The sequence below is a fragment of the Nocardia goodfellowii genome (genome assembly GCF_017875645.1).
Lineage (GTDB): Bacteria > Actinomycetota > Actinomycetes > Mycobacteriales > Mycobacteriaceae > Nocardia > Nocardia goodfellowii.
In genome coordinates this window covers 7,275,797-7,301,300 of sequence record NZ_JAGGMR010000001.1, presented here as the reverse complement: position 1 = coordinate 7,301,300, position 25,504 = coordinate 7,275,797, and the positions used below count along the sequence as shown (strand labels likewise).

Annotated in this window: 29 protein-coding genes and 1 other RNA gene; 15 read left to right on the top strand and 15 right to left on the bottom strand. The window is 66.9% G+C overall.

All coding sequences use genetic code 11. The features are described 5' to 3' along the window. Positions 1-52: 52 nt before the first annotated feature. Positions 53-943, bottom strand: coding sequence for an SURF1 family cytochrome oxidase biogenesis protein (locus tag BJ987_RS33820; protein WP_209897105.1), 891 nt, complete (start codon positions 941-943; stop codon positions 53-55). Next, positions 943-1,431: a low molecular weight protein-tyrosine-phosphatase gene (locus BJ987_RS33815; protein ID WP_209897104.1), complete on the bottom strand. Its 489-nt coding sequence runs from the start codon at positions 1,429-1,431 to the stop codon at positions 943-945. Before BJ987_RS33815 ends, BJ987_RS33820 begins: the two co-directional genes overlap by 1 nt. A gap of 208 nt (positions 1,432-1,639) precedes the next feature. Here BJ987_RS33815 and BJ987_RS33810 point away from each other — a divergent pair, with 208 nt between their 5' ends. The 3 genes from BJ987_RS33810 (at position 1,640) to BJ987_RS33800 (ending at position 4,217) form a co-directional block, all read left to right on the top strand. Further along, entirely contained in the window at positions 1,640-1,831 is a 192-nt protein-coding gene (locus BJ987_RS33810; protein WP_209897103.1) for a hypothetical protein, read from the top strand. A 17-nt stretch (positions 1,832-1,848) separates the two neighbouring features. Then, positions 1,849-2,886 carry an Rv2231c family histidinol phosphate aminotransferase CobC gene (cobC, locus tag BJ987_RS33805; protein WP_209897102.1) on the top strand — a complete coding sequence of 346 codons (1,038 nt, stop codon included), beginning with the start codon at positions 1,849-1,851 and terminating at the stop codon, positions 2,884-2,886. 209 nt (positions 2,887-3,095) lie between these two features. Next, positions 3,096-4,217: a Nif3-like dinuclear metal center hexameric protein gene (locus BJ987_RS33800; protein WP_209897101.1), complete on the top strand. Its 1,122-nt coding sequence runs from the start codon at positions 3,096-3,098 to the stop codon at positions 4,215-4,217. 193 nt (positions 4,218-4,410) lie between these two features. Here BJ987_RS33800 and BJ987_RS33795 read toward each other — a convergent pair whose 3' ends face one another. Continuing rightward, positions 4,411-5,301 (bottom strand): alpha/beta fold hydrolase, encoded by an 891-nt coding sequence (locus BJ987_RS33795; protein WP_209897100.1) that lies wholly within the window; start codon positions 5,299-5,301, stop codon positions 4,411-4,413. A gap of 132 nt (positions 5,302-5,433) precedes the next feature. On the opposite strand from BJ987_RS33795, the gene BJ987_RS33790 reads away from it, so the two are divergent. Further along, the gene (locus BJ987_RS33790; protein WP_209897099.1) at positions 5,434-6,078 is read left to right on the top strand and encodes a hypothetical protein; all 645 of its coding nucleotides are present in this window, start codon (positions 5,434-5,436) and stop codon (positions 6,076-6,078) included. Between the two features lie 6 nt (positions 6,079-6,084). On the opposite strand, the gene BJ987_RS33785 is transcribed toward BJ987_RS33790, so the two are convergent. From BJ987_RS33785 to BJ987_RS33770, 4 genes are read right to left on the bottom strand one after another with little or no spacing between them, the layout of a single operon-like run. Continuing rightward, positions 6,085-6,849: an ESX secretion-associated protein EspG gene (locus BJ987_RS33785; protein ID WP_209897098.1), complete on the bottom strand. Its 765-nt coding sequence runs from the start codon at positions 6,847-6,849 to the stop codon at positions 6,085-6,087. 32 nt (positions 6,850-6,881) lie between these two features. Continuing rightward, complete coding sequence (locus BJ987_RS33780) at positions 6,882-8,234, bottom strand: PPE domain-containing protein (protein WP_209897097.1); 1,353 nt, start codon at positions 8,232-8,234, stop codon at positions 6,882-6,884. Further along, positions 8,234-8,623: a hypothetical protein gene (locus BJ987_RS33775; protein WP_245366254.1), complete on the bottom strand. Its 390-nt coding sequence runs from the start codon at positions 8,621-8,623 to the stop codon at positions 8,234-8,236. Before BJ987_RS33775 ends, BJ987_RS33780 begins: the two co-directional genes overlap by 1 nt. Before the next feature lie 50 nt (positions 8,624-8,673). Next, positions 8,674-9,225 carry a DUF3558 domain-containing protein gene (locus BJ987_RS33770; protein WP_209897095.1) on the bottom strand — a complete coding sequence of 184 codons (552 nt, stop codon included), beginning with the start codon at positions 9,223-9,225 and terminating at the stop codon, positions 8,674-8,676. A 382-nt stretch (positions 9,226-9,607) separates the two neighbouring features. Here BJ987_RS33770 and BJ987_RS33765 point away from each other — a divergent pair, with 382 nt between their 5' ends. The 7 genes from BJ987_RS33765 (at position 9,608) to BJ987_RS33735 (ending at position 15,517) form a co-directional block, all read left to right on the top strand. Beyond that, positions 9,608-10,345, top strand: a complete 738-nt coding sequence (locus BJ987_RS33765) for a zinc ribbon domain-containing protein (protein WP_209899543.1) — start codon at positions 9,608-9,610, stop codon at positions 10,343-10,345. 485 nt (positions 10,346-10,830) lie between these two features. Continuing rightward, the gene (locus BJ987_RS33760; protein ID WP_209897094.1) at positions 10,831-12,138 is read left to right on the top strand and encodes a bifunctional RNase H/acid phosphatase; all 1,308 of its coding nucleotides are present in this window, start codon (positions 10,831-10,833) and stop codon (positions 12,136-12,138) included. A gap of 140 nt (positions 12,139-12,278) precedes the next feature. Next, a complete protein-coding gene (locus tag BJ987_RS33755; RefSeq protein WP_209897093.1) occupies positions 12,279-12,983 on the top strand; it encodes a chymotrypsin family serine protease in 705 nt (234 codons plus the stop codon). A gap of 103 nt (positions 12,984-13,086) precedes the next feature. Then, the gene (locus BJ987_RS33750) at positions 13,087-13,875 is read left to right on the top strand and encodes a CPBP family intramembrane glutamic endopeptidase (protein ID WP_209897092.1); all 789 of its coding nucleotides are present in this window, start codon (positions 13,087-13,089) and stop codon (positions 13,873-13,875) included. A 108-nt stretch (positions 13,876-13,983) separates the two neighbouring features. Beyond that, positions 13,984-14,979 carry a YihY/virulence factor BrkB family protein gene (locus BJ987_RS33745; protein ID WP_307869836.1) on the top strand — a complete coding sequence of 332 codons (996 nt, stop codon included), beginning with the start codon at positions 13,984-13,986 and terminating at the stop codon, positions 14,977-14,979. Continuing rightward, positions 14,976-15,260 (top strand): hypothetical protein, encoded by a 285-nt coding sequence (locus BJ987_RS33740; RefSeq protein WP_209897090.1) that lies wholly within the window; start codon positions 14,976-14,978, stop codon positions 15,258-15,260. Before BJ987_RS33745 ends, BJ987_RS33740 begins: the two co-directional genes overlap by 4 nt. After that, positions 15,260-15,517, top strand: coding sequence for a DUF4235 domain-containing protein (locus BJ987_RS33735; protein WP_209897089.1), 258 nt, complete (start codon positions 15,260-15,262; stop codon positions 15,515-15,517). The genes BJ987_RS33740 and BJ987_RS33735 overlap by 1 nt, the downstream gene beginning before the upstream one ends. Positions 15,518-15,565: 48 nt before the next feature. On the opposite strand, the gene BJ987_RS33730 is transcribed toward BJ987_RS33735, so the two are convergent. Both BJ987_RS33730 and BJ987_RS33725 read right to left on the bottom strand, forming a co-directional pair. Next, positions 15,566-16,084, bottom strand: a complete 519-nt coding sequence (locus BJ987_RS33730; RefSeq protein WP_209897088.1) for a TrmH family RNA methyltransferase — start codon at positions 16,082-16,084, stop codon at positions 15,566-15,568. Between the two features lie 142 nt (positions 16,085-16,226). Then, positions 16,227-17,114: an alpha/beta hydrolase gene (locus BJ987_RS33725; protein ID WP_209897087.1), complete on the bottom strand. Its 888-nt coding sequence runs from the start codon at positions 17,112-17,114 to the stop codon at positions 16,227-16,229. Positions 17,115-17,199: 85 nt separating this feature from the next. Between BJ987_RS33725 and rnpB the strand changes: the two genes are divergently transcribed. Continuing rightward, an RNA gene (rnpB, locus tag BJ987_RS33720) (RNase P RNA component class A) lies at positions 17,200-17,606 on the top strand. A 64-nt stretch (positions 17,607-17,670) separates the two neighbouring features. Here rnpB and BJ987_RS33715 read toward each other — a convergent pair. Then, positions 17,671-18,057 (bottom strand): hypothetical protein, encoded by a 387-nt coding sequence (locus BJ987_RS33715; RefSeq protein ID WP_209897086.1) that lies wholly within the window; start codon positions 18,055-18,057, stop codon positions 17,671-17,673. A gap of 428 nt (positions 18,058-18,485) precedes the next feature. Between BJ987_RS33715 and BJ987_RS33710 the strand changes: the two genes are divergently transcribed. Together BJ987_RS33710 and BJ987_RS33705 are read left to right on the top strand one after the other, a co-directional pair. Then, positions 18,486-18,818: a hypothetical protein gene (locus BJ987_RS33710; protein ID WP_209897085.1), complete on the top strand. Its 333-nt coding sequence runs from the start codon at positions 18,486-18,488 to the stop codon at positions 18,816-18,818. A gap of 20 nt (positions 18,819-18,838) precedes the next feature. Beyond that, on the top strand, positions 18,839-20,344 hold the full coding sequence (locus BJ987_RS33705) for an RNB domain-containing ribonuclease (protein WP_209897084.1): 1,506 nt from the start codon (positions 18,839-18,841) through the stop codon (positions 20,342-20,344). Between the two features lie 63 nt (positions 20,345-20,407). Here BJ987_RS33705 and BJ987_RS33700 read toward each other — a convergent pair whose 3' ends face one another. Continuing rightward, positions 20,408-21,358, bottom strand: a complete 951-nt coding sequence (locus BJ987_RS33700; RefSeq protein WP_209897083.1) for a quinone oxidoreductase family protein — start codon at positions 21,356-21,358, stop codon at positions 20,408-20,410. Between the two features lie 94 nt (positions 21,359-21,452). Here BJ987_RS33700 and BJ987_RS33695 point away from each other — a divergent pair, with 94 nt between their 5' ends. Continuing rightward, positions 21,453-21,980 carry a TetR/AcrR family transcriptional regulator gene (locus BJ987_RS33695; protein ID WP_245366252.1) on the top strand — a complete coding sequence of 176 codons (528 nt, stop codon included), beginning with the start codon at positions 21,453-21,455 and terminating at the stop codon, positions 21,978-21,980. 101 nt (positions 21,981-22,081) lie between these two features. On the opposite strand, the gene BJ987_RS33690 is transcribed toward BJ987_RS33695, so the two are convergent. The 4 genes from BJ987_RS33690 to panB all read right to left on the bottom strand — a co-directional run bounded on the left by BJ987_RS33690 (position 22,082) and on the right by panB (position 25,489). After that, complete coding sequence (locus BJ987_RS33690) at positions 22,082-23,074, bottom strand: CHAD domain-containing protein (protein ID WP_209897081.1); 993 nt, start codon at positions 23,072-23,074, stop codon at positions 22,082-22,084. A gap of 4 nt (positions 23,075-23,078) precedes the next feature. Beyond that, positions 23,079-24,047 carry a prolyl aminopeptidase gene (gene pip / locus BJ987_RS33685; RefSeq protein WP_209897080.1) on the bottom strand — a complete coding sequence of 323 codons (969 nt, stop codon included), beginning with the start codon at positions 24,045-24,047 and terminating at the stop codon, positions 23,079-23,081. After that, positions 24,047-24,487 (bottom strand): hypothetical protein, encoded by a 441-nt coding sequence (locus tag BJ987_RS33680; RefSeq protein WP_209897079.1) that lies wholly within the window; start codon positions 24,485-24,487, stop codon positions 24,047-24,049. Before BJ987_RS33680 ends, pip begins: the two co-directional genes overlap by 1 nt. A gap of 147 nt (positions 24,488-24,634) precedes the next feature. Then, positions 24,635-25,489, bottom strand: coding sequence for a 3-methyl-2-oxobutanoate hydroxymethyltransferase (gene panB / locus BJ987_RS33675; protein WP_209899540.1), 855 nt, complete (start codon positions 25,487-25,489; stop codon positions 24,635-24,637). Between the last annotated feature and the right edge of the window lie 15 nt (positions 25,490-25,504).

Genomic DNA, 25,504 nt, shown 5'->3' with positions numbered 1-25,504 from the left:
TGCAACTCCACCCGGCGAGGGCCGGGGCGGCAGATCAGTCTTCGCGAATTGATCAGCGACGGCCGTAGCGGTCGGCTAGGCGAGCTTCGGTCGTAGGCTTCGCTGGGCCGGGATCGCTTGCGCGGGGCGAAGTTTCGGATTCCGCAGGATCAGTGGGGCTTGTCGTCGGCTCAGGTGAGGGGGCGCGTTCCCTGCGGCGTTCGCGCAGTTCGGCGTAGACGAAGTAGCCGAGGCCGAGGGGAGCCATCAGGCCGAAGGCGAGCCATTGCAGGCCGTAGGAGAGGTAGGGGCCCGCATCGAGTTGGGGGAGCGGGGTGGGGGTGAATGCGCCGGGCTGGTTCTCGGAGAGCTGGAGGTAACCGCCGCGGTCTTCGCCGGTGGGGATGGGCGTGATGGGCTGGGCGAGGACGGTGGCTTCCTGGGTGACGTCGATCGAATAGACCTGGCGGTAGCCGTCTTGGGTAAGTGGATCTCTGCCCGGGGTTACGCCCTCGGACGTGCGCACGCGGCCCTCGAGGCGCTGCGGTCCCGAGGGTGCGGCGGGGATCGGGGGCGGGGCGGAGGTGCCGTTCAGACCGGCGATCATCCCGCGGTCGACGAGCAGGATGTGGCCGTCGGTCAGTTTGAAGGCGGCGAGGACGGCGTAGGCGGGCGCGCCGTCGAGATGACGCAAGCGCACCAAGACCGTGGAGTCGGGGACGTAACTGCCCTCGGCGGTGACGCGCCGCCATTCGGTGTGGCCGTCCTGCTGGGTCAGGACGGTGGTGATGTCGACCGGATCGGCGCGCACCGAGTCGGCGATCAACTGGTTGCGGTGTTCGGTGGCGGTGTTCTTGCCGAGCTGCCACGGGGCGAGCACGGTGAAGCACAGGTAGGCGAAGGCGGCGACGATCACGCCCAGGATGACCCAGCTGGGGCGCAGTAGGAAGGTGAGTTTGCGCATCAGCGGGGCCCGTCGGGAAGTTCGGCGCGCACCCAGTCGAGCAGACCCGGGACGGCCGCTTCGATTTGGGTACGAACCATTTCGAAATCGGTGGTGTCGCCGTAGTAGGGGTCGGCCACGTCGGGGCTGTCGGCGTCGGGATCGAAACCGCGCAGCAGCGCCCGCTGCTCGGACGGGACGCCGAGGTGCGCGAGCGCGCGTTCATGGGTGCGATCGAGCGCGACGAGCAGGTCGGCCGACAGATGATCGGGACCGAGTACGGCGGCGACATGGCCGACCGGGTAGCCGTGGCGACGCAGGGTGGCGGTGGTGCGCGGGTCGGCGTCGTCACCGACGTGCCAGGAACCGGTGCCCGCGCTGCTCACCCGCACCCGGTCGTCCAGCCCGGCCCGGCGCAGATGGTGCGCGAACATCTTCTCCGCCATCGGCGAACGACAGATGTTGCCGGTACAGACGAACGATATGTGCAGCTCACCCACGACAGCCATTGTGTCGGGTCGGCGCCTGCCGCGCCCACCCCGGGGTGCCTCGTTGTGCCTCCGGCCACCACCGAGCGCTCCCGCTGAGCGATCGCGGCCGGCCATCGCGCCACTTCTCCGGTGTGTCACCGCGTGTCGCGGCTGCGGATGCATCGGTGCCGCGCCACGCCGCCGCGATGATTGCATTCCGAGCGGTCGTTACTCAGGCTTGGCACCCATGTCCCCCACGTGCCCGTCCTGCTCCTGGCCCTCACCGATGCACGTGTCCTCGCACCGTTCCGTTCGCTATCTCCGCTGTGTGTGCGGTGAATGGCTGATCGCGCGCGGTGACGCGGTGACCTTGATGGCCGGTCGCGGCTGCGCCACCGCCCCCGAGCACCTCGAATTGATTCCGCTCCCCGAGGAGTGACCTACTACGGTGAATCCGTGCCCGAAGAGAGCGTCGATCACCTGCGGTTGCGTCACCACGGTGACGTGGACGCCATGCCGGGCATGCTCGATTTCGCCGTAAACGTGCAGGGCAGCGCCCCGCCACCCTGGTTGCGGGAGCGGTTGGCCGCCCGGCTGGACGCGCTGGGCCGGTATCCGAGCGCCGCCGAGGACGCCGCCGCGCGGATCGCCGTGGCGGCTCGGCACGGTCGCGATCCGGACGAGGTGCTGCTGCTGGCCGGCGCCGCCGAGGGATTCGCGATGCTGCCGAAGCTGGCGTCGCGCTCGGCGGCCGTGGTGCATCCGTCGTTCACCGAGCCGGAGCTGGCGTTGCGCGAGGCGGGGGTGCCGGTGCATCGGGTGCTGCTGGCTCCGCCGTACCGGCTGGAGTCGGCGGTGGTTCTCGACGACGCCGATCTCGTTGTGCTCGGCAACCCCACCAATCCGACCTCGGTGCTGCATCCCGCGGCGGCGATTCACGCACTGCGCCGCCCGGGCCGCATCGTGGTCGTCGACGAAGCGTTCACCGATGCGATTGTCGGGGAACCGGAATCGCTGGCGAGCCTGCGAGCTCCCGACGTCCTGGTGCTGCGCAGCCTGACCAAGACGTGGGCACTGGCGGGGTTGCGCTGCGGGTATTTCCTCGGCGCGCCCGAGGTTTTGGCACGGTTGAATCATGGTCGCGCGCATTGGCCGCTCGGGACACTGCAATTGGAGGCGATCGTCGCCACCGCCGAACCCGGTGCGGTGGACGAAGCGCAGCGCCGGGCGGCGGTAATCGCGGTGGAGCGTGCTTCCATGATCGATCGGCTGACCGAGGCCGGGATAGCGGTGCACACCCCGGCCCACGGCCCGTTCCTGCTGCTGCGTGTCACCGATGGCGAGCTGCTGAGAAAGCATCTGGCAGCCCAAGGGATCGCTGTCCGCCGCGCCGACACCTTTCCCGGACTCGGCTCGGATCATCTCCGGGTTGCCGTGCGAGGCAGTGCCGAGGTGGATCGGCTAATCATGGCGATTCGGACGGCGGGTCTGTGAACAGCGGAACGCGATGCGGTTTCGCTGCACCCGGGGTGCTGCGCAGCCGGTCGTGCCGATCGGCACCTGAGCGAGGGTTGACCGGTTGGGTAGCGCGGCTGATATGGCAGGGTTCGAGTTCGGTGCCGACTGGCTGATGTTGCGCTAGTAGCTACCGGTGGAACGGCTCGGAGCTGTCGGGGTGTAAGCGAATCGACGAAAGGTGAACGGTGACGACGCTGGCGGAACTCATCGAGGTACTGGATGCGGCGTATCCGCCGAAGCTGGCGGAGGCGTGGGATTCGGTCGGGTTGGTGTGCGGGGACCCCGAGGACGAGGTGACCCGGGTGCTGTTCGCGGTGGACGCCACCGCCGACGTGGTCGACGAGGCGATCGGCTGGCGAGCCCAGGCGTTGGTGGTGCACCACCCGCTGTTGTTGCGCGGTGTGGACTCGGTGGCCGCGAACACGACGAAAGGCGCACTGCTGCACCGGCTTATCCGCTCGGGATGCGGACTGTTCTCGGCACACACCAACGCCGACTCCGCCGATCCGGGCGTATCGGATGCCCTCGCGGCAGCCCTCGGACTCACTGTGACCGGTCCGTTGGATCCGAAACCGACCGCCGCCGTGGACAGTTGGGTCATCCAAGTGCCCCGCACGCATACCGATCAGGTGCTGTCGGCGCTGTTCGACGCCGGTGCCGGCGGCCAAGGTGACTACCGCGAATGTGCTTCGCGGACAGCAAGTCTCGGACAGTTCCGGCCACTCGCGGGGGCGAACCCGGCGATCGGATCGGTCGGCGACCTGGAGCACGTGGAAGAAGATCGAATAGAGGTCATCGCGTCACCCTCGGCTCGCGCCGCCGTGCTGGCCGCCCTGCGTGCCGCGCATCCATACGAGGAGCCCGCTTATCACGTCACCGAACGGGCGGCCCTGCCCTCGGGGCTCGGTATCGGCCGCGTCGGCACACTCCCGCAACCGGAGACGTTGCGGGACTTCACCGCTCGGGTTGGCGCCGCACTGCCGCAGACCGTGTGGGGCGTCCGTGCGGCCGGTGACCCGGAGCGAATGATCCAGACCGTCGCCGTGTGCGGTGGTGCGGGAGACTCCTACCTGGGCAAGGTCGCAGCACTCGGTGTCGACGCGTACGTCACCTCCGATCTGCGTCATCACCCCGCCGACGAACACCTGCGCGCGGGCGGACCGGCCCTCGTCGATGCCGCCCACTGGGCCACCGAGTTCCCCTGGTGCGGTCAGGCCGAGGCGATCGTGCGGAATGCGTTACCGGGGTTGGAAACCCGGGTCAGTACGCTGCGCACCGATCCGTGGACGGTCAGCGCGGGCGACTGAGGGAAGTAGCGGGCAAAGGCGCGGACAGCCACCATCGTGTCCGGGTCCGTCCGCTGCCCGACGCATCGGAAGCGCTCGATGAGGTGTTGCGATGACCGTCTGAGCCCGCAGGCGCTATCGGAGGGAGCGGCATGCGTCAGCGTGTCGCGCTGAAAAGTGTAGCCGCGCCTGGTGTACGCGAAAGTCCACCGCGCTAGGTGCTCCGCGGTACCGATGCGATGGAATTCAGAAATCCTGAAATAGCTTCCGCCACTTCGCTAGGCGCTTCCTCGGCCATGTGATGAGCGGAGGGGATAGGGGTGCCGACCAAGGAAGTGGCCCAGGGACGCCAGACGTCGAGGACGTCGCCGTAGAGGTACTCCAGGTCGTCCTTGGTACTCCACAGGACCTGGGCGGGGCAGGTGACGCGACGACCCGCGGCTCGATCGGCGTCATCGTGGGCGCGGTCTATGCCGAGACCGGCGCGATAGTCCTCGAGCATGGCGCGCACCGTCGATGGGTCGTGGATGGCGCGATGGAAGTCGGCGTAGTTCTTGTCACCCATCGCTTCCGGGGTGTTGTGCGGTGAGGCGTACCAAGCGTCCGGATCGGCGTTGATGACGCGTTCGGGGGTTTCGGGCTGGGCGAAGAAGAACCAGTGGTACCAAGCCTGTGCGAATCTGGCGTCGCAGCGGGCAAGAGCCTCGGCGATCGGGACCGAGTCCATCACGGTCAGCGCGGTGACCGCGTCCGAATGGTCCAGGGCCAGGCGGAGTGCGACGTAGCTGCCGCGATCGTGCCCCGCGACAGCGAAACGTTCGTGTCCGAAGTGCCGCATGAGGGCGAGCATGTCGGCGGCCATCGCGCGTTTCGAGTAGGGCGCGTGGTCGGGCGTCGTAGGGACGACGGTGGATTCGCCATAGCCGCGCAGATCGGGACAGATGACGGTGCGGTGCCGCGCGAGCAGCGGGGCGACGCGGTGCCAGGTGGTGTGTGTCCGCGGGTGACCGTGTAAGAGCAACAGCGGCGAGCCGTGGCCACCGTGCCGCACGCGTAGGGTGACCTCGCCGACCGTGACGCGTTCCAGCGTGAATCTGTCGAACACGATCTTCGAATGTCCCGTTGGCCCCGGTTGAAACCCCCGAACGTCAGTCGCATGAAGTATCAAGTGGCGCTGGCGAGTTCGCCTTACCGCGATCGGGGGAATTGACCGCTCGGATGGGGGTATAACCAGCGCATGAACTTCTCTGTGGACTTCGGGGTCGTGCAGATCACGATGATCCTGCTCATCGTGCTGGGCCTGGCGCTACTGGTGTCCGCGCTGGTCAAGGTGCGCCGGGTCGGCGGCATGCGGATGCTGCTCGGCCGCGGGTCGGTCGGCCTGGTGCTGCTCGTGGTCGCGGTGGTGCTGCTGTGGTTCGCCACGCTCATGCAGACCTACCTCGGATTGAGCGGAGAGATCAAAGCCGCGCATGTGGTGGTGAACGAAGTTCCCGGACAAGAGCATCAGCTCGAAGTCGACCTCACCCTCTACGGTCAGGACGACGAACCGGACCGGCGGGAGAAGTACCTCGTCCAAGGCGACCAGTGGGCGATGCAGGCCAATATCGTGGAACTGGAACCCTGGGTCAACGCCCTCGGCTTCCACTCCGGGTACAAAGTGAGCCGACTCTACGGTCAGCGCACCGACGGCGAGCCGACCACCCAGCGCCACATCTTCCTCAACGGCAGCGACCAGGACTTCTTCGACGATATGCGCGAAGGTGACTGGTGGACAGATCCGTTCGTGCGTTCGGCCTACGCCAATGCCGTCATCGCGGTGCCCGGGGAGTGGGATGTCTACATCTCCCGCGACGCCATCAAGGTCCGCAAGCCCGACTGATCGGCGCTACCAGGCGTTGGTGCGGGAGCGCTGACAGGCTTCGATGCGGTACTGCAATTGGCGCAGCAACTCCTCGGTCGGGCCCGGCGTGACGCTGAGATCGTTGTCGTTGTGGTTGACCAGCAGATAGCGGCCGTCGTCCGGATAATCCAGCCAGTGGAAAGCGTGACCGTCCCGGGTCGGGCGGGCGTCGTAGGCGATGCTCGGGTAGACGGTGATCTCGCCGAGACTCGTGCGCGGGCGCCGGAAGAACCGGTTCAGTTGCTGGCCGGGAGAGGGGCGCATCGAATAGCCGGTGTAGTCCGTCTCCGCCAGATCGGAACGGCGCGCGCCGAACGGCGGATGCGAACCCGCTTGGCAGCGCGGCAATTTCGCGACGATCTCCGAGGTCAGCAGGTGCGCGCTACCCATCGTCAGCACGACATCACGGCCGTGCTGGGGATCGGGCCCCGGTTGCTGCACGGCCAGCACCGCGTCCCGGCCCACGATGCCCGCGTGCAGCCGCACCACCTGCGACAGCTCCGGACCGTAGAAGCCGTGGATCTCGATGCGAACCTGCGGCTCCAGCAGCACAACCATCGCCTGATACAGCCGTTCGCCGAACACCGCCTGCACCCGCCCGGCCGCCAGTTTGCGGGCGTACTCCCAATCGTCGTGGCATTCCATGAACGGTGGCTGGAAACTCAACGGGTACGGCCAGCGGTCGCGGCCCACCGACTCCAGCAGCACGTCGAACGCGAGTCCGTCCAGCTGCCAACGTAGTTCACTCATGTGTAGTTCTCGAACCTTCGCAGTGATCTGACTCAGCCGCCGATAACGCCGCCGGGCGGGAGCACGCGCGGCTGTATGCCGAGCAACTCGGTCTCGCGGTCCTGAATCAGATAGTCCGGGATCTTGTGCTCGTCGTCGTCCTGCCCTTGCCCGCCCCGATTACCCATGCCACCCATGCCCGGCATGCCATTGCGCCCAGCAGCGGACCCGGTGCCCTTGCTATTGGCGCCGGACCCGGCGCCCGTATTGGTGCCAGGGACAGCGGACACCGTTCTGGGAGTGCCCGGTGTCGCGGTGGTCGATGGAGTACCGGTCCCGCTCCTCGGGACACCCGAGCCAGGGGTGCCGGTCCTGGGGACGGCGGTAGTGGGGACGTTCGAACTCGGCACGTTGGTCGTGGCCGGAGTGGTGGGGACGCCGGTCGTCGGGACACCGGTGGTCGGGACGCCGGTGGTCGGGACGCCTGTCGACTGCGGGCTTGTCGGGGACTCGGTGTTCGCCGGGGTGGTGGGGGTGCCGACAGGCGAACCGGTCGGGGTGCCGGTCGGGCTGCCCGTGGGGCCGCCGGTTGGGCCGCCTGTGGGACCTGCGGTTGGGCCACCCGTGGGACCGCCTGAGGGGCCCTGGTTAGGGTTTTGGGTGACCGTGCTGTACGGCTCCGGGAGCTTCGGAGTCTGTCCATCGACCTTCTGCGCGCCCGGCTTGTAAATGGACTCCATGATGTCCTGGGCGTTGGCGGCGGCCTCGTTCGCGCGGTGCTTTTCTAGCTTCAGCACGCCGTTGCCGGGAATGTGGCCGACGATCTCGCCGACAGTAGAGACTTCTTTCGGCTGTGTGACGGACTGCTGAGCTTGGACGATATAGCCCTGGAAGAGATCGATACTATTGGCGACCTGTTGGAACGCGGTTGACAGCTTTTCGGTTTCGGTGATGTAGGTCTTGGTGCTTTCCATGGCGGCATTCGCCGCCTTACCCGCCCACTTCTCGTTGATGTCCTTTTCGACGCCTTGCTTGAATGCCGCGACCGCCTCGTTGGTGCCAGTTACAAGGTTGCGCCAGCCGTCAGCACCAGCATTGATGTCGGATGACTTAACACCCTTCTCATTGTTGAGTGCATCCCAAATTTTTTGATGATCCCAGGTCTTGAACGCCTCGTTCGCATCGCCGACGAGCACCTTGATGTTGTCCGGAACGTTGTAGGTGCCCGTCAGCTTGCTGTACTCGTTATTGATGATGCTCCGGTCGCCACTCCACTCCTGGTTGGCTTTGGAACGTTCGCCTCGTTCGCCGTCGTTCTGGCTGTCCGACTGTTGGTGGCCGTCTATACCGACACCGATGCCGGTGATCCCCGCAATCGCGGCGCCAGCGGCGATGAAGGGAATCATTACTTCACCTCTTCGGTCTGCTGCTTTGTGGCCAACGCGGCGGATTGATCTGCCTGAGTGATCTTGCCGATCGCGGCAGCGTACGCGTCGTGCATCAACGCGACGACTTCGATGTGCTGCTCGATCCGCTTCACGGCGGAGTCTTGTCCGGCAGCTTTCTGCTCGAACTTTCCCTGCAATGCGATGGCAGAGGGGAGGGTGCCGTAACCCGAAAGGTGATCGAGTGCCTTAGCCTTGTCCTTGAGCTGCTCGAGCGCGGTCGCAAAGGTTTCACAGCGTTTTCTCAATGCCTCCCCTATATCGCTGTCCATTTTGAATTCGCCCGCGAGGCCCTGTGTCTTTAGTGTCTGCCAGTTGTTCTTCTGGCTCTGGAGATCTGTATCTCCCACTGGTTTCCCTCCCATTGGGTTGAGCCAAGGCAGCGTAGGCTCACAACTAGTTACTTCGGTAGATATGGTTCGAGATTCTTTGCATGGCCGACCGCGAGGTCACACGGATCCGCCGCTATCGGCTTCGTCTGCCGCTTGCCGGTTCTTACCTCGACCATGCCCTGCTCGGCAGGAAGGCTGACGTAACATCCATCGGCACTTGGTTCGGATTTCTCCTGGTAGATCAGGGCTTTCCGAGGTCCGATTGTGACGTCACGGAAATTCTTCAGTTTCGGATTCGCGCGGGACTCATCCTGGGTGTGACTGGTCGACAACACTGACACGAAATACGGGAGCTCGGTCGCCTGCCATTGGCAGGCGCGCCATGAAGTCGGCCCCTGCGCAGCGTCGGTGATAACGCTCTTTGTGGTCGGATCTACCCGCGCGGACCGCAGAGCTTCGTCAGTCAGCTGTGTGCACGGGTTCCACACTTCGATCTTGTCGATGTCCCGGGTGGTCGGCTGGGCCGTCCCCTCCACAGACTTCCCCGACCCGCACCCAACAGCCAGCCCCACCACAGCGGCTCCAGCCAGTACGGTCCGTAGGACGTAGGCGATACGCATGTCTCTCCTGGCGTAGGCGTTGATTGTTCCCCTCCGTAACTATATGACGCACCCGCCCCGCACCCGGTTCCAGTATTTCGGCCGAAGCGGGTGCGTAACGTCAGCTGTTGCGGGCGCTGTGGTCAGCGCAGTGCGACCAGGCCACGGTTAACCCCCTAGAAGTCGATCCAGTGCTGATCGTAAACCGAAATCCGGCCGCTGACCGGCATCGGACGCATTCCCGCAGCTGATCGCCGCTTGGTCGGGGGCGGGGGTGGCCGGGCTGGGCACGGGCAATGGCCGTCAACCCGTTCGCACCGGGGTACCGTGGAGCCTTGGCATTCGCCGCCTGCGGCGTCCGGATGCCGCCCACCCGTCCATAGCGTTCAGGAGTTTCCCCGCGTTGAATGTCGAACCACCGGTCCAGGCCAAGCTCCTCCAGCTCGCCGCTGTCGACGCCGAGCTGACGCGGATCGCGCATCGGCGCACCGTTCTGCCCGAGCAGCAGGAGGTGGCGCGGCTGGAGGCGGAGCGGAACAAGCACAAGGACGCCGCGGTGGCGGTGGAAATCCAGATCGACGATCTCGACCGGGATATCCGCAAGCTGGAAGGCGAGGTCGACGCCGTCCGTAAGCGGGAGGAACGCGACCGGGCCATGCTGAGCTCGGGAAACGTTGCCGCTAAGCAGCTTTCGGAGATCCAGCACGAGCTGGGCAGCCTCGAGCGGCGTCGTTCGGTGCTGGAGGACGAACTGCTCGAGGTGATGGAGCGCCGTGAAGCCTCGGCGTCGGACCATGACCACGCCGGCGCGCGCCTCAGCAAGACCGAACAGGAACTGTCCGACGCCCAGCGCCTGCGTGACGAGGCGCTCGCGGACCTCGATGTGGCGCAAGCCCGTTGCGACCAGGACCGAACCGCACTGGTGCAGCTGTTCCCGGCCGAACTCCTGACCGTCTACGACAAGCAGCGCATCCAGAACGGCGTCGGCGCGGCCCTCTTGCAGGCCCGCAAATGCGGCGCCTGCCGCATCGAACTGGACCGCGGCGAGATCGCCCGCATCGCCAAGGCCGCCCCCGAATCGGTGGTTCGCTGCCCGGAGTGCGGCGCGATCATGGTGCGTACGAAGGAATCCGGCCTCTGACCTGACCCGGGCCTCCGCTGGATTGCCGGGAGTGCGGCGTGATCATGGGGCGTACGAACGTAACGAATCCAGCCCCTGATCTGACCCGCGCTTCGGGCCGACTGCCGGAGCACGCTGCGATTGTGGTGCAGACAGATGCATTCGAGTCTGACCCGTGCCTTGGCCGATTGCCCGGCGAGTAACGTGCGGCGTGATTATGGTGCCGACCGAGAGATCCGGCCTCTAGCCTGCGTCCGATTGCCGGGAGTGCGGCGCGATTACGGTGTGTACCGAGGAATCCGGCCCTGACCCGATCCGCGCCCAACGAAACCTTGGGCCGAGCGCGCGCAAGCAGCAGACCTGCGGTGGGTAGTGCGGCTTTTCATGCGGCCGCTCGGCCGGTGACTGCGGGCCCTGGAGAGCGTCCGATACGCGGCCGAGGAGTGGGTGCCGGGTCGGTGGTGGCGACTGTGGTTGGCTCTACTGGGGTCGACATCGGTAGGTGTATGGGACGGCGAGGAGGCTTGGTGAACAACGCGCATGTGATCGTGGAGGCCGACGGCGGGTCGCGCGGCAATCCTGGGCCGGCGGGTTACGGGGCTGTTGTTTTCGCCGCCGATCATGTGACTGTGCTGGCCGAGCGGCGCGAAAGCCTGGGCGTCGCAACGAACAATGTCGCCGAGTATCGCGGGCTGATCGCGGGTTTGGAAGCCGCGGCCGAATTGGGGGCGCGCACCGTGGAGGTGCGGATGGACTCCAAGCTGGTCGTGGAGCAGATGGCCGGGCGTTGGAAGGTCAAGCACGCGGCCATGATTCCGCTGGCTGATCGGGCTCGGCGGTTGGTGGCCGGTTTCGAGCGGGTGAGCTTTCAATGGATTCCGCGGGCCGAGAATTCGTATGCCGACCGGCTGGCCAACCAGGCTATGGATGACGCGCCACTGATCGATGAGGTGCACGCGGCACGCGCTGCCGGGCACAGCGGTTCAGCTGACGAGTACCGGGTGTCCGGACGCACACCGGCCGCAGCGCCGAGCCCAGTCGAGGCGGTCGAGTCGAAACCGGCAGTGGCCGACCGTGTTTCGCCATCTGTACCGGACGAACTCGACACGGGCGTGAACGCACCCGATCCCGACGAACTCGAAATGGCCGTGAACCCACCCGAACCGGCGACTGCCAGCCCCGGTTGGACCGGAGCCGTCGGCCGCCCCACCCGGATGCTGCTGTTGCGGCACGGGCAGACGGAACTCTCGGTGCAGCGCAGGTATTCGGGTCGCGGCAATCCGCCGCTGACCGCGTTGGGCCGGGAGCAGGCCGCGCGAGCCGCGAAAATGCTTGCGGCCAAAGGTGGTATCGCCGCCGTGGTCAGCTCGCCGCTCGGGCGGGCCCGCGAAACCGCCGAGGCGGCCGCGGCCGCGTTGGATGTCCCGGTGCGCGTCCTGGACGGACTGATCGAAACCGATTTCGGTGACTGGGAAGGGCTCACGTTTTCCGAAGCGTCGCAACAGGATCCGGAACGGCATGCCCGCTGGCTCGGTGATACCTCGGTGACCCCACCGGGCGGGGAGAGCTTCGACTTGGTCCGCGAGCGTGTCGAAGCCGTCCGCCGGGACTTGGTGGCGGCGTACCCCGGACAGAACATCGTGGTCGTCAGCCACGTCACCCCGATCAAGACGCTGCTGCAATTGGCGCTCGGTGTCGGACCGTCGCTGCTCTATCGCCTGCATCTGGATTTGGCCTCGCTGTCCATCGCCGAGTTCTACCCCGACGGCGGCGCCTCCGTCCGCTTGGTCAACGACACTTCCTATCTCGCCTGACGGTCGCTGTCCGGGGTCGCGCGTGACCGAGAGGCAGTGCGGAGCGAACCCCTGTCGGAGTGGTGCTCCATGATGTGTGGGTGTGGCAGGCGGATCGAGAAATCGGACGCCTGCCGGTGTTTCTAGAGAAAGAGTTCTACGTGAAGTTCAGAGGCGCGGCGGCCGTTGCTGCCGTCATCGCGGGTGTGGGCGCTGCTCTGGCCGGTGCCGCGCAAGCCGATCCGGGGAGTGTGGTGCTGGGCGGGAGCTCGGGGCTGGTCTTCGAAAACAATCGCGCGTGTTCGCTGGCCGCCATCGGCTACGACAACGCCGGACGGCTGGTCGGTCTGACCGCCGGCCATTGCGCGCCCACCGGTTCGCTGGTCGGCTCGGAGACGCAGTTGCGGGCGGGTGCGGTCGGCCTCGTCGCCTACTCCGACAACGGGGCGGGTCTGGATTTCGCGGTCCTGGTCTTCGACAAGGAGCGCGTCACTCCCGTGCGCACGGTCGGCGCGACCACCATCAGCGGCATCGGGGCGCGTCCGGCGCCGGGCAGCACCGTCTGCTCGAACGGCCGCAGCAGCGGCCCGGGTTGCGGTCTGGTCTGGGGCAGCCTCGACCCGATCACCACACTCAACCAGGCCTGCTCCAAGCCGGGCGATTCCGGCGGCCCGGTCACCGTGGGCGACCGTTTGGTCGGCATGAACCTCGGCCGCCTTACCGGCCTCGCGGGCATCGGCTTCGACATCCCGTGTGCCACCGCCGCCAACCCGATCCACTCGCCGGCGTACTTCGCGCCGATCGATCAGATCCTGGCGGCCGTGGACGAAATGGGCGGCCCGGGAGCCGGTTTCCGCCCGGTGTAACCGCACCCAGGTCACCGCCGCATCCAAGATCGTGTGCGGCGGTGACTTGTGTAGCGGTCCTGGCACCACAGTCTCGCGCGAATGGTTGCGGCAAGCTGGCGTGATGAAATCTCAGCTCTATCCGGAGCGGCGCCCGCTGCTGTTCCTGGTTGTGGTCACCGCGATTTCGCTGCCGTTCTTCGTAGTGGGCGCTGTGGTCGACAGTGTGCGGATCGGCGCGTTGCGCCTGCCCGCCAGTGCGGTGATGTTCCTGGTGCCGGTGGTTGCCGCGGCCATCCTGGTCTATCAGGAAGCAGGCCGGGGTGGCGTTCTCGGGTTGTTGAGTCGGGCATTCGACTATTCGGCCGCACCTCGCAAGGTGTGGTATCTCGCCGCGGCGGGCTTGCCGGTCCTGGTGGCGGCAGGTGCATACGGAATCGCGTGGGGGCTGGGCGAGGTCGGCACGCGGATCCCGATCTCGCTGGTGGCGGTACCGCTCGTGGTCGTCGCGACGTTGTTCGCCGCGGCCTGTGAGGAATTGGGCTGGACCGCCTATGCCACCGATCCCTTGCGGCAACGCTGGGGAACGACTTGGACCGGCATCGGGCTCGGGATCTATTGGGCGCTCTGGCATCTGGTGCCGCTCATGCAGGTAGGCCACGGATTCGCTTGGATCGCAGGCTGGTTCACCGGGACGGTAGCTGCCCGTGTGCTCATCGTGTGGCTGCACAACAACACCGGACGCGGTGTGTTCGCGGCGATCTTGTTTCACGCCATGCTCAACGTGACCGCGGTGCTGACTCCGGATTACGACCTGCCGATCGTGCAGATCCTCGCGGCGTCGCTACTGCTGGCACTCGCCGCGACCGTACTGCTGTCGGCGAGGCCTTCCGGGCCGCGGCCAAAGGGGTGATCTGCGTGAGAGTTTGGGGCAGGTAGCGACGGGTATTGCGGCCTTCGATCGGGAGGTGACGTGATGCGCGGCTTGGCTCACAAACAGAGGCCCACGACAGATTGGTCGGTGGGCCCGACCCAGTTGAAGTGGCGGTCCTGGTGGGGCGTATTGCGACGCACCGTCGCCGAATTCCAAGACGACAATCTGATGGACTGGGCAGCGGCGCTCACCTATTACTCGATGCTGTCGATCTTCCCCGCGATCATCGTCTGTACCGCCCTGCTCGGTTTGCTGGGTGATTCGCAGACCCAGACGCTGATCCAGACCGTCGAGGATATGGGTGCGGGCAGTGCCACCGCGCTGCTGGTCGACGCCATCAAGGAACTGCAGGGCTCGCAACAGATCGCGGGCCCGCTCGCCATCATCGGTCTCCTGACCGCACTGTGGACGGCCTCCGGCTACATCGGCGCGTTCATGCGGGCCGCGAACGCGGTCTACGACGTCGACGAAGGACGGCCGATCTGGAAGACGGTGCCGGTCCGCGTGGGCCTGACCGCGCTCATGGTGGTGTTGCTCGCGGTCTGCGCTGTGGGGGTGGTCGCCACCGGCGGTATCGCGGATCGGGTGGGTCAGTGGCTCGGTGTCGGGTCGGCCGGTGTGATGGCCTGGGACATTGTCAAATGGCCGGTGCTGGCGATTTTGATCAGTCTGGCGTTCGCCATGCTGTATTGGGTGGCACCGAACGCGAAGCAACCCGGGTTCCGCTGGCTCAGTCCGGGCAGCGTGCTCGCGGTCGTGGTGTGGATCGCGGCCTCGGCCGGATTCGCCGTCTACGTCGCTAATTTCGGGTCATACAACAAAACCTACGGCTCCCTCGGTGGTGTCGCGGTGTTCCTGGTCTGGCTGTGGATCTCGAATATCGCGGTGCTGCTCGGTGCGGAGTTCGACGCGGAACTGGCGCGGGGGCGGCGGATCGAGGAAGGTATGCCGCCCGATGAGGAGCCGTTCCTGCCGCCGCGGCAGGAGGCGACCGACGATTCCGACGCATCGAGAGAATCCTTGGACGAGCCAAGAGGTTCCGACCGCCCAAAAGAATCCATGACGAAGAGGAGAGGCGTATGAGCCCACGAAAATCGACAGCCGACATCGATCGGCTACCCGGGTTCGCCGGAGCCACCCGGGATAAAGCGGCCGAGGTGAAGCACCGTGCGGATGACGGGGCGGTACAGGCCGCCTACACGGCGACGGACGCGGTGGATCGCGTGCGCACCAAGGCCCGGGATCTGGTGCAGCGCGCGGAGGCGAACGCGCCGGCCGGCCGGAAGAGCAAAGCCGTTCCGGCACTCGGACTCGCGGGAGTTCTTGCGGGCGTAGTTCTTTGGCGTCGACTGCGGAGGCGATGATGCGTACTTTGTACAAGCCCCTGGAAATGCTGATCAGTGTGCTGGGCGGGTTACTCGCGGGCGCGGTGTTCAGCAAAGTGTGGGGACTACTGACCGGAGAAGACGAAGCGCCGGACGCCACCGCGAAAGACCATGGCTGGCAAGAGGTTCTGGCTGCCGCGGCGTTGCAGGGCGCCATTTTCGGGCTGGTCCGGGCCGCCCTGAACCGGGCTGGTGCGACCGGATACAAATCCGTCACCGGCACCTGGCCGGACTAGTCTCTTCGCTTGTGGCCGGGACCAGCCGGGTTCCGGCCACAAGCGTATCTAACACAGCCCCGCGAGTTTGTAGAGGACGAGCGACCCGGCCACCGCGACATTGAGACTGTGCCCGGTGCCGACCATCGGGATCTCCACTGCCACATCGAGATATTCGAGCCCCTCCGGCGGAATCCCGTCGGACTCGTGACCCAGCACCATGATGGTGCGTTTCCGGGCGGGTGGCAGGTCGGCGAGCCGGATGGATTCGTCGGTGAGCTCGACCCCGACGATCGCCGAGCCGCCGGATCGCTGACGTTGCAGCCAGCGGTCCACCCGTCCGTCGACCCAATGCACGCACTGGCGCTTACGCAGGGTGTTGCCGTGCTCGAGCGCATCGGGCACCCACGGTTTGCGCGGCACCACCAGGCAGGCCCCGACCGCGTCGCAGGTGCGCAGCAGAGTGCCCAGATTGACGCCGTGCTTGGGCCACAGCGGTGCGGCGAGGATGTGGTTCCAGCAGCCGTGCGCGCGTTGGCGGCGCTGGCGGCGTAGTTCGGGGCGGGTACGGACCCGCGCGGCCGTCACAGCGGAGTGGGAAAGCCCTTCCCCAGGGAGAGAACACAATTCATATCAATGATGCTTCGCGGCGCATCGAGCCATCGACAGGGGTGCGTGCACACCCGGCAGAGATTGTCGATCAACGATACCGCACGCCGCTGACCCGCGATCAGGGCCGCAGCACCGAAACCAGGAATTCCGTCTGGTCGTATACCGCCTGTTCGAAGACATCGTCGAAATACACGTCGAAGTGCCCCACCGGATATCGTTTCACCACCGCGTGTTTCGTGCGCTCGGCCGCCTTCAAGGTCGGCTTGGCCGGAGCGATCGAATCGTGGTCGGCGACGGCGTAGAACACCGGCACCTTCAAACCCTTGGTGCGCCGGCCCGGCGAGTCGAACAATGCCGAAAACGCGAACCGCGCCGCGACTTTCGGTTCATAAGTCAGGCTCTCCTCGGCCAGCCGGCCGTGTCCCTCCGGCACGTCCGACGCCGACATCAGCGCGGCCGAGCGCTTGCGCCCCGCCAGCTTCACCCGAATCGGCTTTCTGCGGATCGGGCCGAGCAGCAGGTCGGTGGTCGCGAGAGTGGCGACTTTGGTCAGGCTGATCGGTCCCTTCGCCAGCCCGGAGGCCAGTCCGCTGGTGAACGGCACCTGGGCGACGACAGCGGCCAGATAGTCGTCCTCGGGCGCCACCGAGAGTACGTGCCCCCCACCGAATGACGTGCCCCACAACGCGATTCGCGTCTTGTCGATGCCGCGCAGGGTGCGCGCGTAGGCGATGGCGTTACGCCAGTCCTCGCGCTGCTTGGCAATGCTGATCACCTGCCGCGGTGTACCGGCGCTGGCGCCGAAGTGCCGGTAGTCGAAGACCAGCACCGCCATGCCCGCGGCGGCGAAACGCCGGGCGTAGCGGTCCAGCCCCATATCCCGTGTGCCCCCCAGACCGTGCCCCATCACCACGAGCGGGCGGGGCTTGGGGACGCCTGCGGGAGGATACAGCCAGCCGGCGCAATGCTCGTTACCCGACGGGAAACTGACCTCGAGACGTTCCATGGGCCATTACCGTACTGTGCTCGGCCGCCGCTCACGCGGCGTGGTTGGGTCGGCCGCTACACACCGGCTACGCTGGGCACGCGGACGAGTTGGCCGGGCGACCGCGGCGAAGGGAACGGGCACCGCTGTGCCGCCGCCCGTCGCCGAGGAAAGTCCGGACTCCACAGAGCAGGGCGGTTGCTAACGGCAACCCGGGGTGACCCGCGGGACAGTGCCACAGAAAACAGACCGCCGGCCCAACAGCCGGTAAGGGTGAAACGGTGCGGTAAGAGCGCACCAGCGCCCCGGGTGACCGGGGCGGCTAGGTAAACCCCGCCCGGAGCAAGGTCGAAGGTCGCATCGCTCGCGGTGCGGCTGCGCAGGTGTTCGAGGGCTGCTCGCCCGAGCCTGCGGGTGGACCGCTCGAGGCACCCGGCAACGGTGTGTCCAGATGGATGGTCGTCACCCGGCGTCAGCCGGGGACAGGATCCGGCTTACAGGCCAACTCGCCCGCCAGCAGTACGAGAAACGCCGGCGCTGTCCGAACAGCACCGGCGTTTTCGCGCTGCGGCCGAAATCAGCCGCACATGATCTTGGCCATTTGATAGACCGACTGCGCCTCTTCCTTCGAAGCCTCGACCGAACCATTCTTGGCCAGCTCGACGATATGGCCCACGATCGCGTCCTCGGACTTGGCGGCCTTTACGTCTTTGCACGTCTCGGTGAGGATTTCGGCGATTTGGGCATCGGTGCGGCCCGTCGCGAGCTTCGGGAAAGCGGACTTGTAACTGACCACGAAGGTACCGGCGCGGGCACTGTCGATGATCTGAGCGGCGGAGGCCCCGGCGGCACTGGAGGCCGACGCGGCGGGCTCGGCCGCCTTGTCCTCGCCGCCACAGCCCGCGAGCAGCAGAGCGGCGAAAACGGTGGTGCTGGCCGCGATGGCGGCGGTAGTTCTGGTCACGCTGCGGGATGCTAGCGGCATCCGGCGAAAGCCGCCTCCCGTGCGGTTAACGGGAGGCGGCCACCGCATGGACGGAAACCGTGAGGTCAGGTCGGGTTGCTCATGAAGACCGAGGCCCAGTACGCGGCCTGGTCCGGACCGAGCACCGGCATCAGGTAATCGAAGAGGATCGTTGACATGACTGCGTTTTCTCCCAATTGTCGACGTACACGGACACTTTGCGAGCACTGCGCGCCGAGTAACGCGCGCATTGCCGGGGAACCCTAACAGTCGGGGCCCGTTTGGCCGGTCCGGCACGGCGTTTCGGCGGTGGCTGGCCATTCGAGTGATCGACGTCATAGAGTGGTCGCCGTTGGTAAGACCCGTTTGCGGGGTGGTCTGACGGGTGCTTTTCATTCTCCGAGTGCAGGAAGCAGGTCTCAAAACATATGCGGGTAGTTCGTTCACTGGTCGCCGGCGCGCTTATCGCCGGGGCCGCATCGGTTTTCGCAGTGCTGGGCGCCGGGTCCGCCAACGCGGTCGCGGTGACCCCGCTGCCGGGTGGGTTGCGGGTCGACCTCAGCCCTGCGGATACCCAGTGGGTCAGTCAGTCCAACGTCGGACTGGCCCTCGCCGGTCTGCCGCATCCGTCGGCGGCGTCCTTCGGCCAGGCGCTCGACGCCGCGGCCGAGGTGTCCGCCGCGGTACCGAACGGCCGGGTCACCTTCACCGTGTTCGGTCCGCTCAATGAGCTGAACGGCACCATGCTGGCGCTGCAGTAGTAGCGAGCGGCTCTCACACTGTGGAACTGCACCAGCGGATTGTCTCGGCTCCGGTTGATTTCGGAGCCATCAGATCCGAATTCGGTTTGGCCTCGGCGTATCCCGCCGAGGCCACCGCGGAAGCCCGCGACGCGTCCGACGCGTTCGCGGGCTTTCGGATCGATCGCACCGATCTCGAATTCGTGACGATCGACCCGCCCGGCGCCATGGACCTCGATCAAGCGGTTCATCTGGAACGCACCGGCACCGGCTTCATCGTGCACTATGCGATCGCCGACGTAGCCGCGGTGATCGACCCCGCCGGCGCTCTCGCGCGCGAATCGGGTGCGCGGGGGCAAACCTTCTACCTACCCGACGGCACCGTGCCGCTGCATCCGCCGGAGCTGTCCGAGGGCTCGGCCAGCCTGCTGCCCGACCAGACCCGCCCCGCCGTGCTGTGGACCATCGAATGTGACGGCGCCGGGGAGCCTTTGACATACGCGGTCGAGCGGGCGCTGATCCGCTCCCGCGCCCGCCTGGACTACGCGGGCGTCCAAGCCGACGCCGACGCGGGCCGCCTGCACCCGTCGATCGCGGCCCTGCCGGAATTCGGTCGGCGGCGCATCGAAGCCGGTCTGGCGCGCGGGGCGATCGGCCTGCGCTTGCCGTCGCAGAGCATCATCCGGCACGAGGGGACCGACGGGCATTGGCAACTCATCGTGGAACCCCGCACCGCCGCCGACGACTGGAATGAACAGATATCGCTGCTGACCGGGATGATCGCCGCTCGGATCATGCTGGCGGGCAAGGAATCCGGTGAGGTGATCGCCCTGCTCCGGACCATGCCGCCACCGGCGGAATCCGCCATCGCGGCAATGCGCCGCACCGCGGCCGCGGTGGGTGTGGACTGGCCCGCGGACCAGTCGGTCGGGCGGATGCTGGCCATGCTGGATCCGAATACGCCTGCGGCACTGGTACTCATGTCCGAGGCCACCGGCTTGTTGCGCGGCGCGGGCTACACGGTGCTGAACGGCGACACCGGCACGACGCAGGAGACGGCCCGTGCGAACGGACAGGTGAGCTCCGAGTCCGCCGATGCGGATACCCGACGACCAGACCTGTTGCAGCACAGCGCTATCGGTGCCCCATACGCGCATGTCACCGCCCCGCTGCGTCGCCTCGGTGACCGATTCGCGACCGAGATCTGCCTCGCCCGCTCCGCGAGAACCGAAGTGCCGCAGTGGGTTCGCGACGGTCTCGCCGACGTGGTGAGCACACTCCGCCGGACCGACGCCATGGCGAACAAGATTGAACGCGCCTGCATCGACCTCACCGAGTCGACCCTCCTGTCCGAGCGCGTAGGCCAGGCCTTCGAGGCGGTGGTGATCCGCGAAGCCAACGGCAACCGTCCCGCCGAGATCTTCATCGCCGACCCACCCGTCCTCGGCCCCTGCGCCGGCCAACCCCCAGAGGGCAGCACGGTGCGCGTCCTCCTGACCTCCGCCGACCCCACTACCCGCAAGATCGCCTTCACCTACCCGGCCTGAACGGTCGATCGCGGGCTGTCGCACCACAGATCGCTTGGCGGGCAACGGATGTCGTTTCGCGGGTCAGGCAGTGAGGATGGTCTTGCCGATCGCCGTGCGGGTCTCGAACGCGCGATGCGCGGCTGCCGCCTCGGCCAGCGGCAGGACCGTCCCGATGACCGGCGTGAGTTCACCCCGCACGGTCAACTCCTCGGCTCGGCGAGCGAACTCGGACCAGCGTTCCGGGCGATAGCCGAGGCTGAACGGAATCAGTGCGGCACCGACCGGAAGCAGCTGCTGCGAGGTGATCTCGACCGGCACACCACTGGCCGAGCCGAAAATCACCATCCGCGCCCGGGACCCGGCGAGCAGGCTGTAAGCCTCGCGGGCCGTCTGCCCGCCCACTGTCTCGAGCACAACCGACACCGGACCCACCGCCTCGGTCCAGCCCGGTCGGGTGTAATCCACGGTCACGTCGGCGCCGAGGTCGGCGGCCAACTGCCGCTTCGCGGTTCCGCTCGCACCGGCTACGACCCGGGCGCCTGCCCGTTTGGCCAACTGGACCAGCAGGGTTCCGATTCCGCCGCCCGCCGCCTCGACCAGAACCGTATCCCCGGGTGCGATGTCCGCCGCTTCGATTACTCCTACCGCTGTCGCGCCCTGCCCGAGCAACGCGAGCGCCTGATGCTCGCCCAGGCGCTCGTCGAGCGGGATGGCGGCCGCTGCCGGGACGACCACCAGCTCGGCGTAGCTGCCGGAAGCGACGGTGCCGACGACCCGCTCGCCGATCCGGCCGGAGTCGACACCGGGGCCGACCGCGACCACTGTCCCGGCTACTTCGATACCCGGTGTGTGCGGCAATGGTTGGCCGAGCGGGTCGGGAACCACTCCGGCACGTACCTGCACCTCGAAGTAGTTGACTCCGGTCGCCGTCGTCTGGACGAGGACCTCGTCCGCGCCCGGCGTGGGATCGTCGACTTCCTCGGCCCGCAGGACCTCCGGGGCACCGTACTCGTGGTAGCGGACTGCACGCATGGGACTCCACCTCTCAAAACGGACTAACGGTCCGATTAATAGGCGATATGATACGGACCGACAGTCCGTCTTTGTCAAGAGGAGGATTCCCGGCATGCGCGCCGACGCCGAACGCAATCGGGCCACCATCCTCGCCGTCGCCGGGCGCCTGATCTGCGAGGACAAGCTCGACAACGTCTCCATGGACGACATCGCGGCAGCCGCCGGCGTCGGCAAAGGCACCCTGTTCCGCCGATTCACCGATCGCGAAGGACTCGTCCGCGCGCTGTTCGACGACCGGACCAGCCGGGCCTGGGCAACCGTGCGCGAACTGGCCGGGAATGCGTCCGTGCCGGTGGGTGAGCGGATACTGGCGTTCGTGAGCGCGGTGTTCGACCTCACCGTCGTCGAATTGCAACCGCTGGTGCGCATCCTGCCCGATGGCTGTCAAGCGGAAACCTGGGCGCCCTGGCGTGCACTGCTCACGGAGTTGATCTCGCAGGTCGACCCGGACGCCGACGCGGAATTTCTCACCATGGCGATCTTTGCCGGCATGCGTCCGGAATTCACCGACATGATCTCTCGGCAACGCCATCGGGACGGCGTCCTGGCGTTGACCACACGCATCCTCGGCATCGGCTAGCTGCGACACCGTGGCGGAAGGTCGCGGCAACCCGTTGGTCTCGAACGCCAGAGACGACACACCGGATACCTAAGCGGCTGCGCAGACGGCTGTTGGGCGCGCTAAGAGGCCGGTTGTGACGTTCGGGTGATCAAAGCCTCGGCGGCCGCCGGGTACCGCTCGAGTTCATCGTGCGCCGCCCGGTCTTCGGCTGCCGCCAGTAGGTGATAGAGCGCCGAGTTCTCGCCTGCCGCTTCGGCTTCGGCGGCGCGGGCGACGATCGCCGCATGCGATTCGATGGCGTCGCGGTGATCGCCGAGGACAGATTGCAGGTGCTTGGCGTGGTGTCCCAGGCCGGTGGCTTCCTCGCCCAGCACCTCGGCGGCGGCTTCGCAGGAGTAGCGCAGGCGTTTGGCGCTTTTACGGATGTCGTGCAGCATTTCGATGCGGTCGTCCGGGGCCGTGCTGGGTTCGGCGCGGAGGAAGGCTTCGATGCGTTCGTGGTCGCGTCGCAGGACCACGCGGAAGAAGTCGGCGGCGGGGACGGCGGCGCGGGAGGGGCGCAGCGGAAGCTCGGATTTCCAGCTGGACAACGTGTTTCGCAAGGTGCGGTAGCGGTCGCTGTCGAGGGCGGCGAGGATTTGGGCGTGGGCGCCGTCGTAGCGGGCGTGTTCGGCGGTCACCAGGCGCGCGGTGATCTCCGCGAGGTCGTCGGCGGTGGCGATGGGCGCGGCGACGCGGGTGCTGTCATCGCTGGCGGACTCAGCCGGAGCGTCCACCGTTTTCCCTGTGACAGTGTCGATTTCGGCGGTGCCGGTGAACGCCTCGGCATGCTCGGCCAGCAGCTTCGCGAAGCGGTCGGCCCGGACCTCGGCGTCGCGGGCCACGCCGAGCAGGCTCGCGAGCCACTTGAGTTCTTGCCGGATCTCGTCGGCCTGATCGCGGGGCAGCAGCATGCGGTAGGAGCGCAGCACGCTGCGCAGGCGGCGAGTGGCCACCCGCATCTGGTGCACCGAATCGTCCGCGTCGGAACGGACTTCGGGTTCGGCGGCCAGCAGCCGGTCGATATCGCTGGACAGGGCCGCGATGAATGCCGTACCGGCGCTGACCTCCATGCGCTCAACTCACTTTCGCGAAGCCGTCTGTCGCCTCGACCAATCGGTCGACGATGCCGGGTTCGTTCGAGGCGTGCCCCGCGTCGTCGACGATGTGCAGTACCGAACCGGGCCAGGCGCGGTGCAGGTCCCACGCACTGACCGCCGGGCAGACGACGTCGTAGCGGCCCTGCACGATCACCACTGGGATATGCGTGATCTTAGCGATGTCGCGCAGTAGTTGGCCCTCGTCGAGGAAACCGCCGTGCCGGAAATAGTGGTTCTCGATACGCGCGAAGGCGAGCGCGAACCGGGGGTCACCGAACTCGGCGACCCGATCCGGGTTCGGCAGCAGGGACGCGGTCGCACCTTCCCAAGTGGTCCAGGCGATGGCGGCGGCGGTCGCGACCTCGGGGTCGGGGGAGTGCAGCAGCCGGTGGTAGACCTCGACCAGATCGCCGGCGCGTTCCTCGGCGGGCACCGGAGCGAGAAACTTCTCCCACAGGTCCGGGTACAGATTGCCCGCGGCCCCGTTGTAGTACCAGTCGATCTCCTTGCGCCGCAACAGGAATATGCCACGCAGCACCAGTTCGGTGACCCGCTCGGAATGCTGTTGCGCGTAGGCGAGGGCGAGGGTGGAACCCCACGATCCGCCGAACACCTGCCAGCGGTCGATTCCCAAATGCGTTCGCAGCGCCTCGATATCGGCGATCAGGTGCGGCGTGGTGTTGTTCTCCAAGCCCGCGCCGTCGGCGATATGCGGTGTGCTGCGGCCGCATCCGCGCTGATCGAACAGCACGATGCGGTAGGCGGCCGGGTCGAAGAAGCGGCGGTAGTTGGGTTCGGTGCCGCCGCCGGGGCCGCCGTGCAGGAACACCACCGGCTTTCCCGCGGGGTTGCCGCTGACCTCCCAGTAGATGGACTGCCCGTCGTCGACATCGAGCATGCCGGTGTCGAAAGGCTCGATCGCGGGGTAGAGGGTGCGCCGCGTCATCAGAAGGCGATCCCCGCGGCGAGATTCGGCAGTTCCAAAGCCTCGATGGCCTGCTGGCGGACATCGGGACAGGACTTCGTGGTGACCGTGTCGAGGATCGACTTGTCGTGCAGGATATGGCCGTTGATGCCGCCCTGCTGCAGGCCCCACTGGTGCACCAGCGCGTTCAACCCGATCTTGCCGAGCGTCGGCCCCTGCACCCGCCAGTTGGACAACTCCGGCTTGATCAGCTCACACAACTGCGTGGCGCTCGCATCGGAGATCTCCAGCGTGGTGGTCGGCGCGGCCGTCGTCTTCGATCCCTGCGCCGAGGAGGTGGTGGGCGCGGAGGTCCCGGCTGACTGCGGGTCGCCCGTGGTGGTGCAGGCGGTCAGCGCAGCGGCGGTGCACAATCCCGCCACCAGCAGGGTGCTGCGTGAAATCCAACGGCTCTGCGGCATTCGATACCTCGTAACTCGTGTCGGTTTATCGCCCACGAGTCTGCCACTGCTCGCTGCGGCCGCTCCGGTGGAACCCGGTGGGTATCGATGAGAAAAGGGACATGACCGTGATAGACGGCACGGTCATGTCCCCCTGGCCGACTGGGCTCAGAAGCTGTGCTCCGGGCCGGGGAAGGTCCCGCGGCGGACCTCGTCGGCGTAGTTGGCGGCGGCCGTCCGCAGATCCAGGCCGATGCTGGCGAACCGCTTGACGAACTTCGCCGTCTTACCGCTGGTGTAACCGGCCATGTCCTGCCAGACCAGCACCTGGGCGTCGCAATCCGGGCCGGCGCCGATGCCGACGGTCGGAATGGTCAGCTTGTGCGTGACCTGACCGGCGATCTCGGCGGGCACCATCTCCATCACCACGGCGAACGCGCCCGCCTCCTGGACGGCCATCGCGTCGTGGATGAGCTGTTCGGCGGCGTCGCCCCGGCCCTGCACCCGGAAACCACCGAGCGTGTTCACGCTCTGCGGAGTGAATCCGACGTGCGCCATGACCGGGATGCCGGCCGCGGTGATCAGCGCGATCTGCTCGGCCACGCGCTCGCCACCCTCCAGCTTCACCGCGTGCGCCTGGCCCTCTTTCATGAACCGGGTCGCGGTGGCCAGCGCCTGCGCGGGGGAGGCCTCGTAGGTGCCGAACGGCAGATCGGCCACCACCAGTGCGTTCGGCGCGCCCCGGACCACGCCGCGGACCAGCGGGATCAGCTCGTCGACGGTGATCGGCACGGTGGTGTCGTAGCCATAGACCACGTTGGCCGCCGAGTCGCCGACCAGCAGCACGGGAATGCCGGCTTCTTCGAAGAGACGAGCCGAGGAGTAGTCGTAGGCGGTGAGCATGGCCCACTTCTCGCCGTCGGCCTTCATCTGCTGTAGATGGGTGACGCGGGTCTTGCGCCGCTTCTTCGGTTCGGCCGGAGCCGCGCCGTAGGCAGGGGTTTCCGAATCGGATACGGACATCATCGTCCCTTCGTT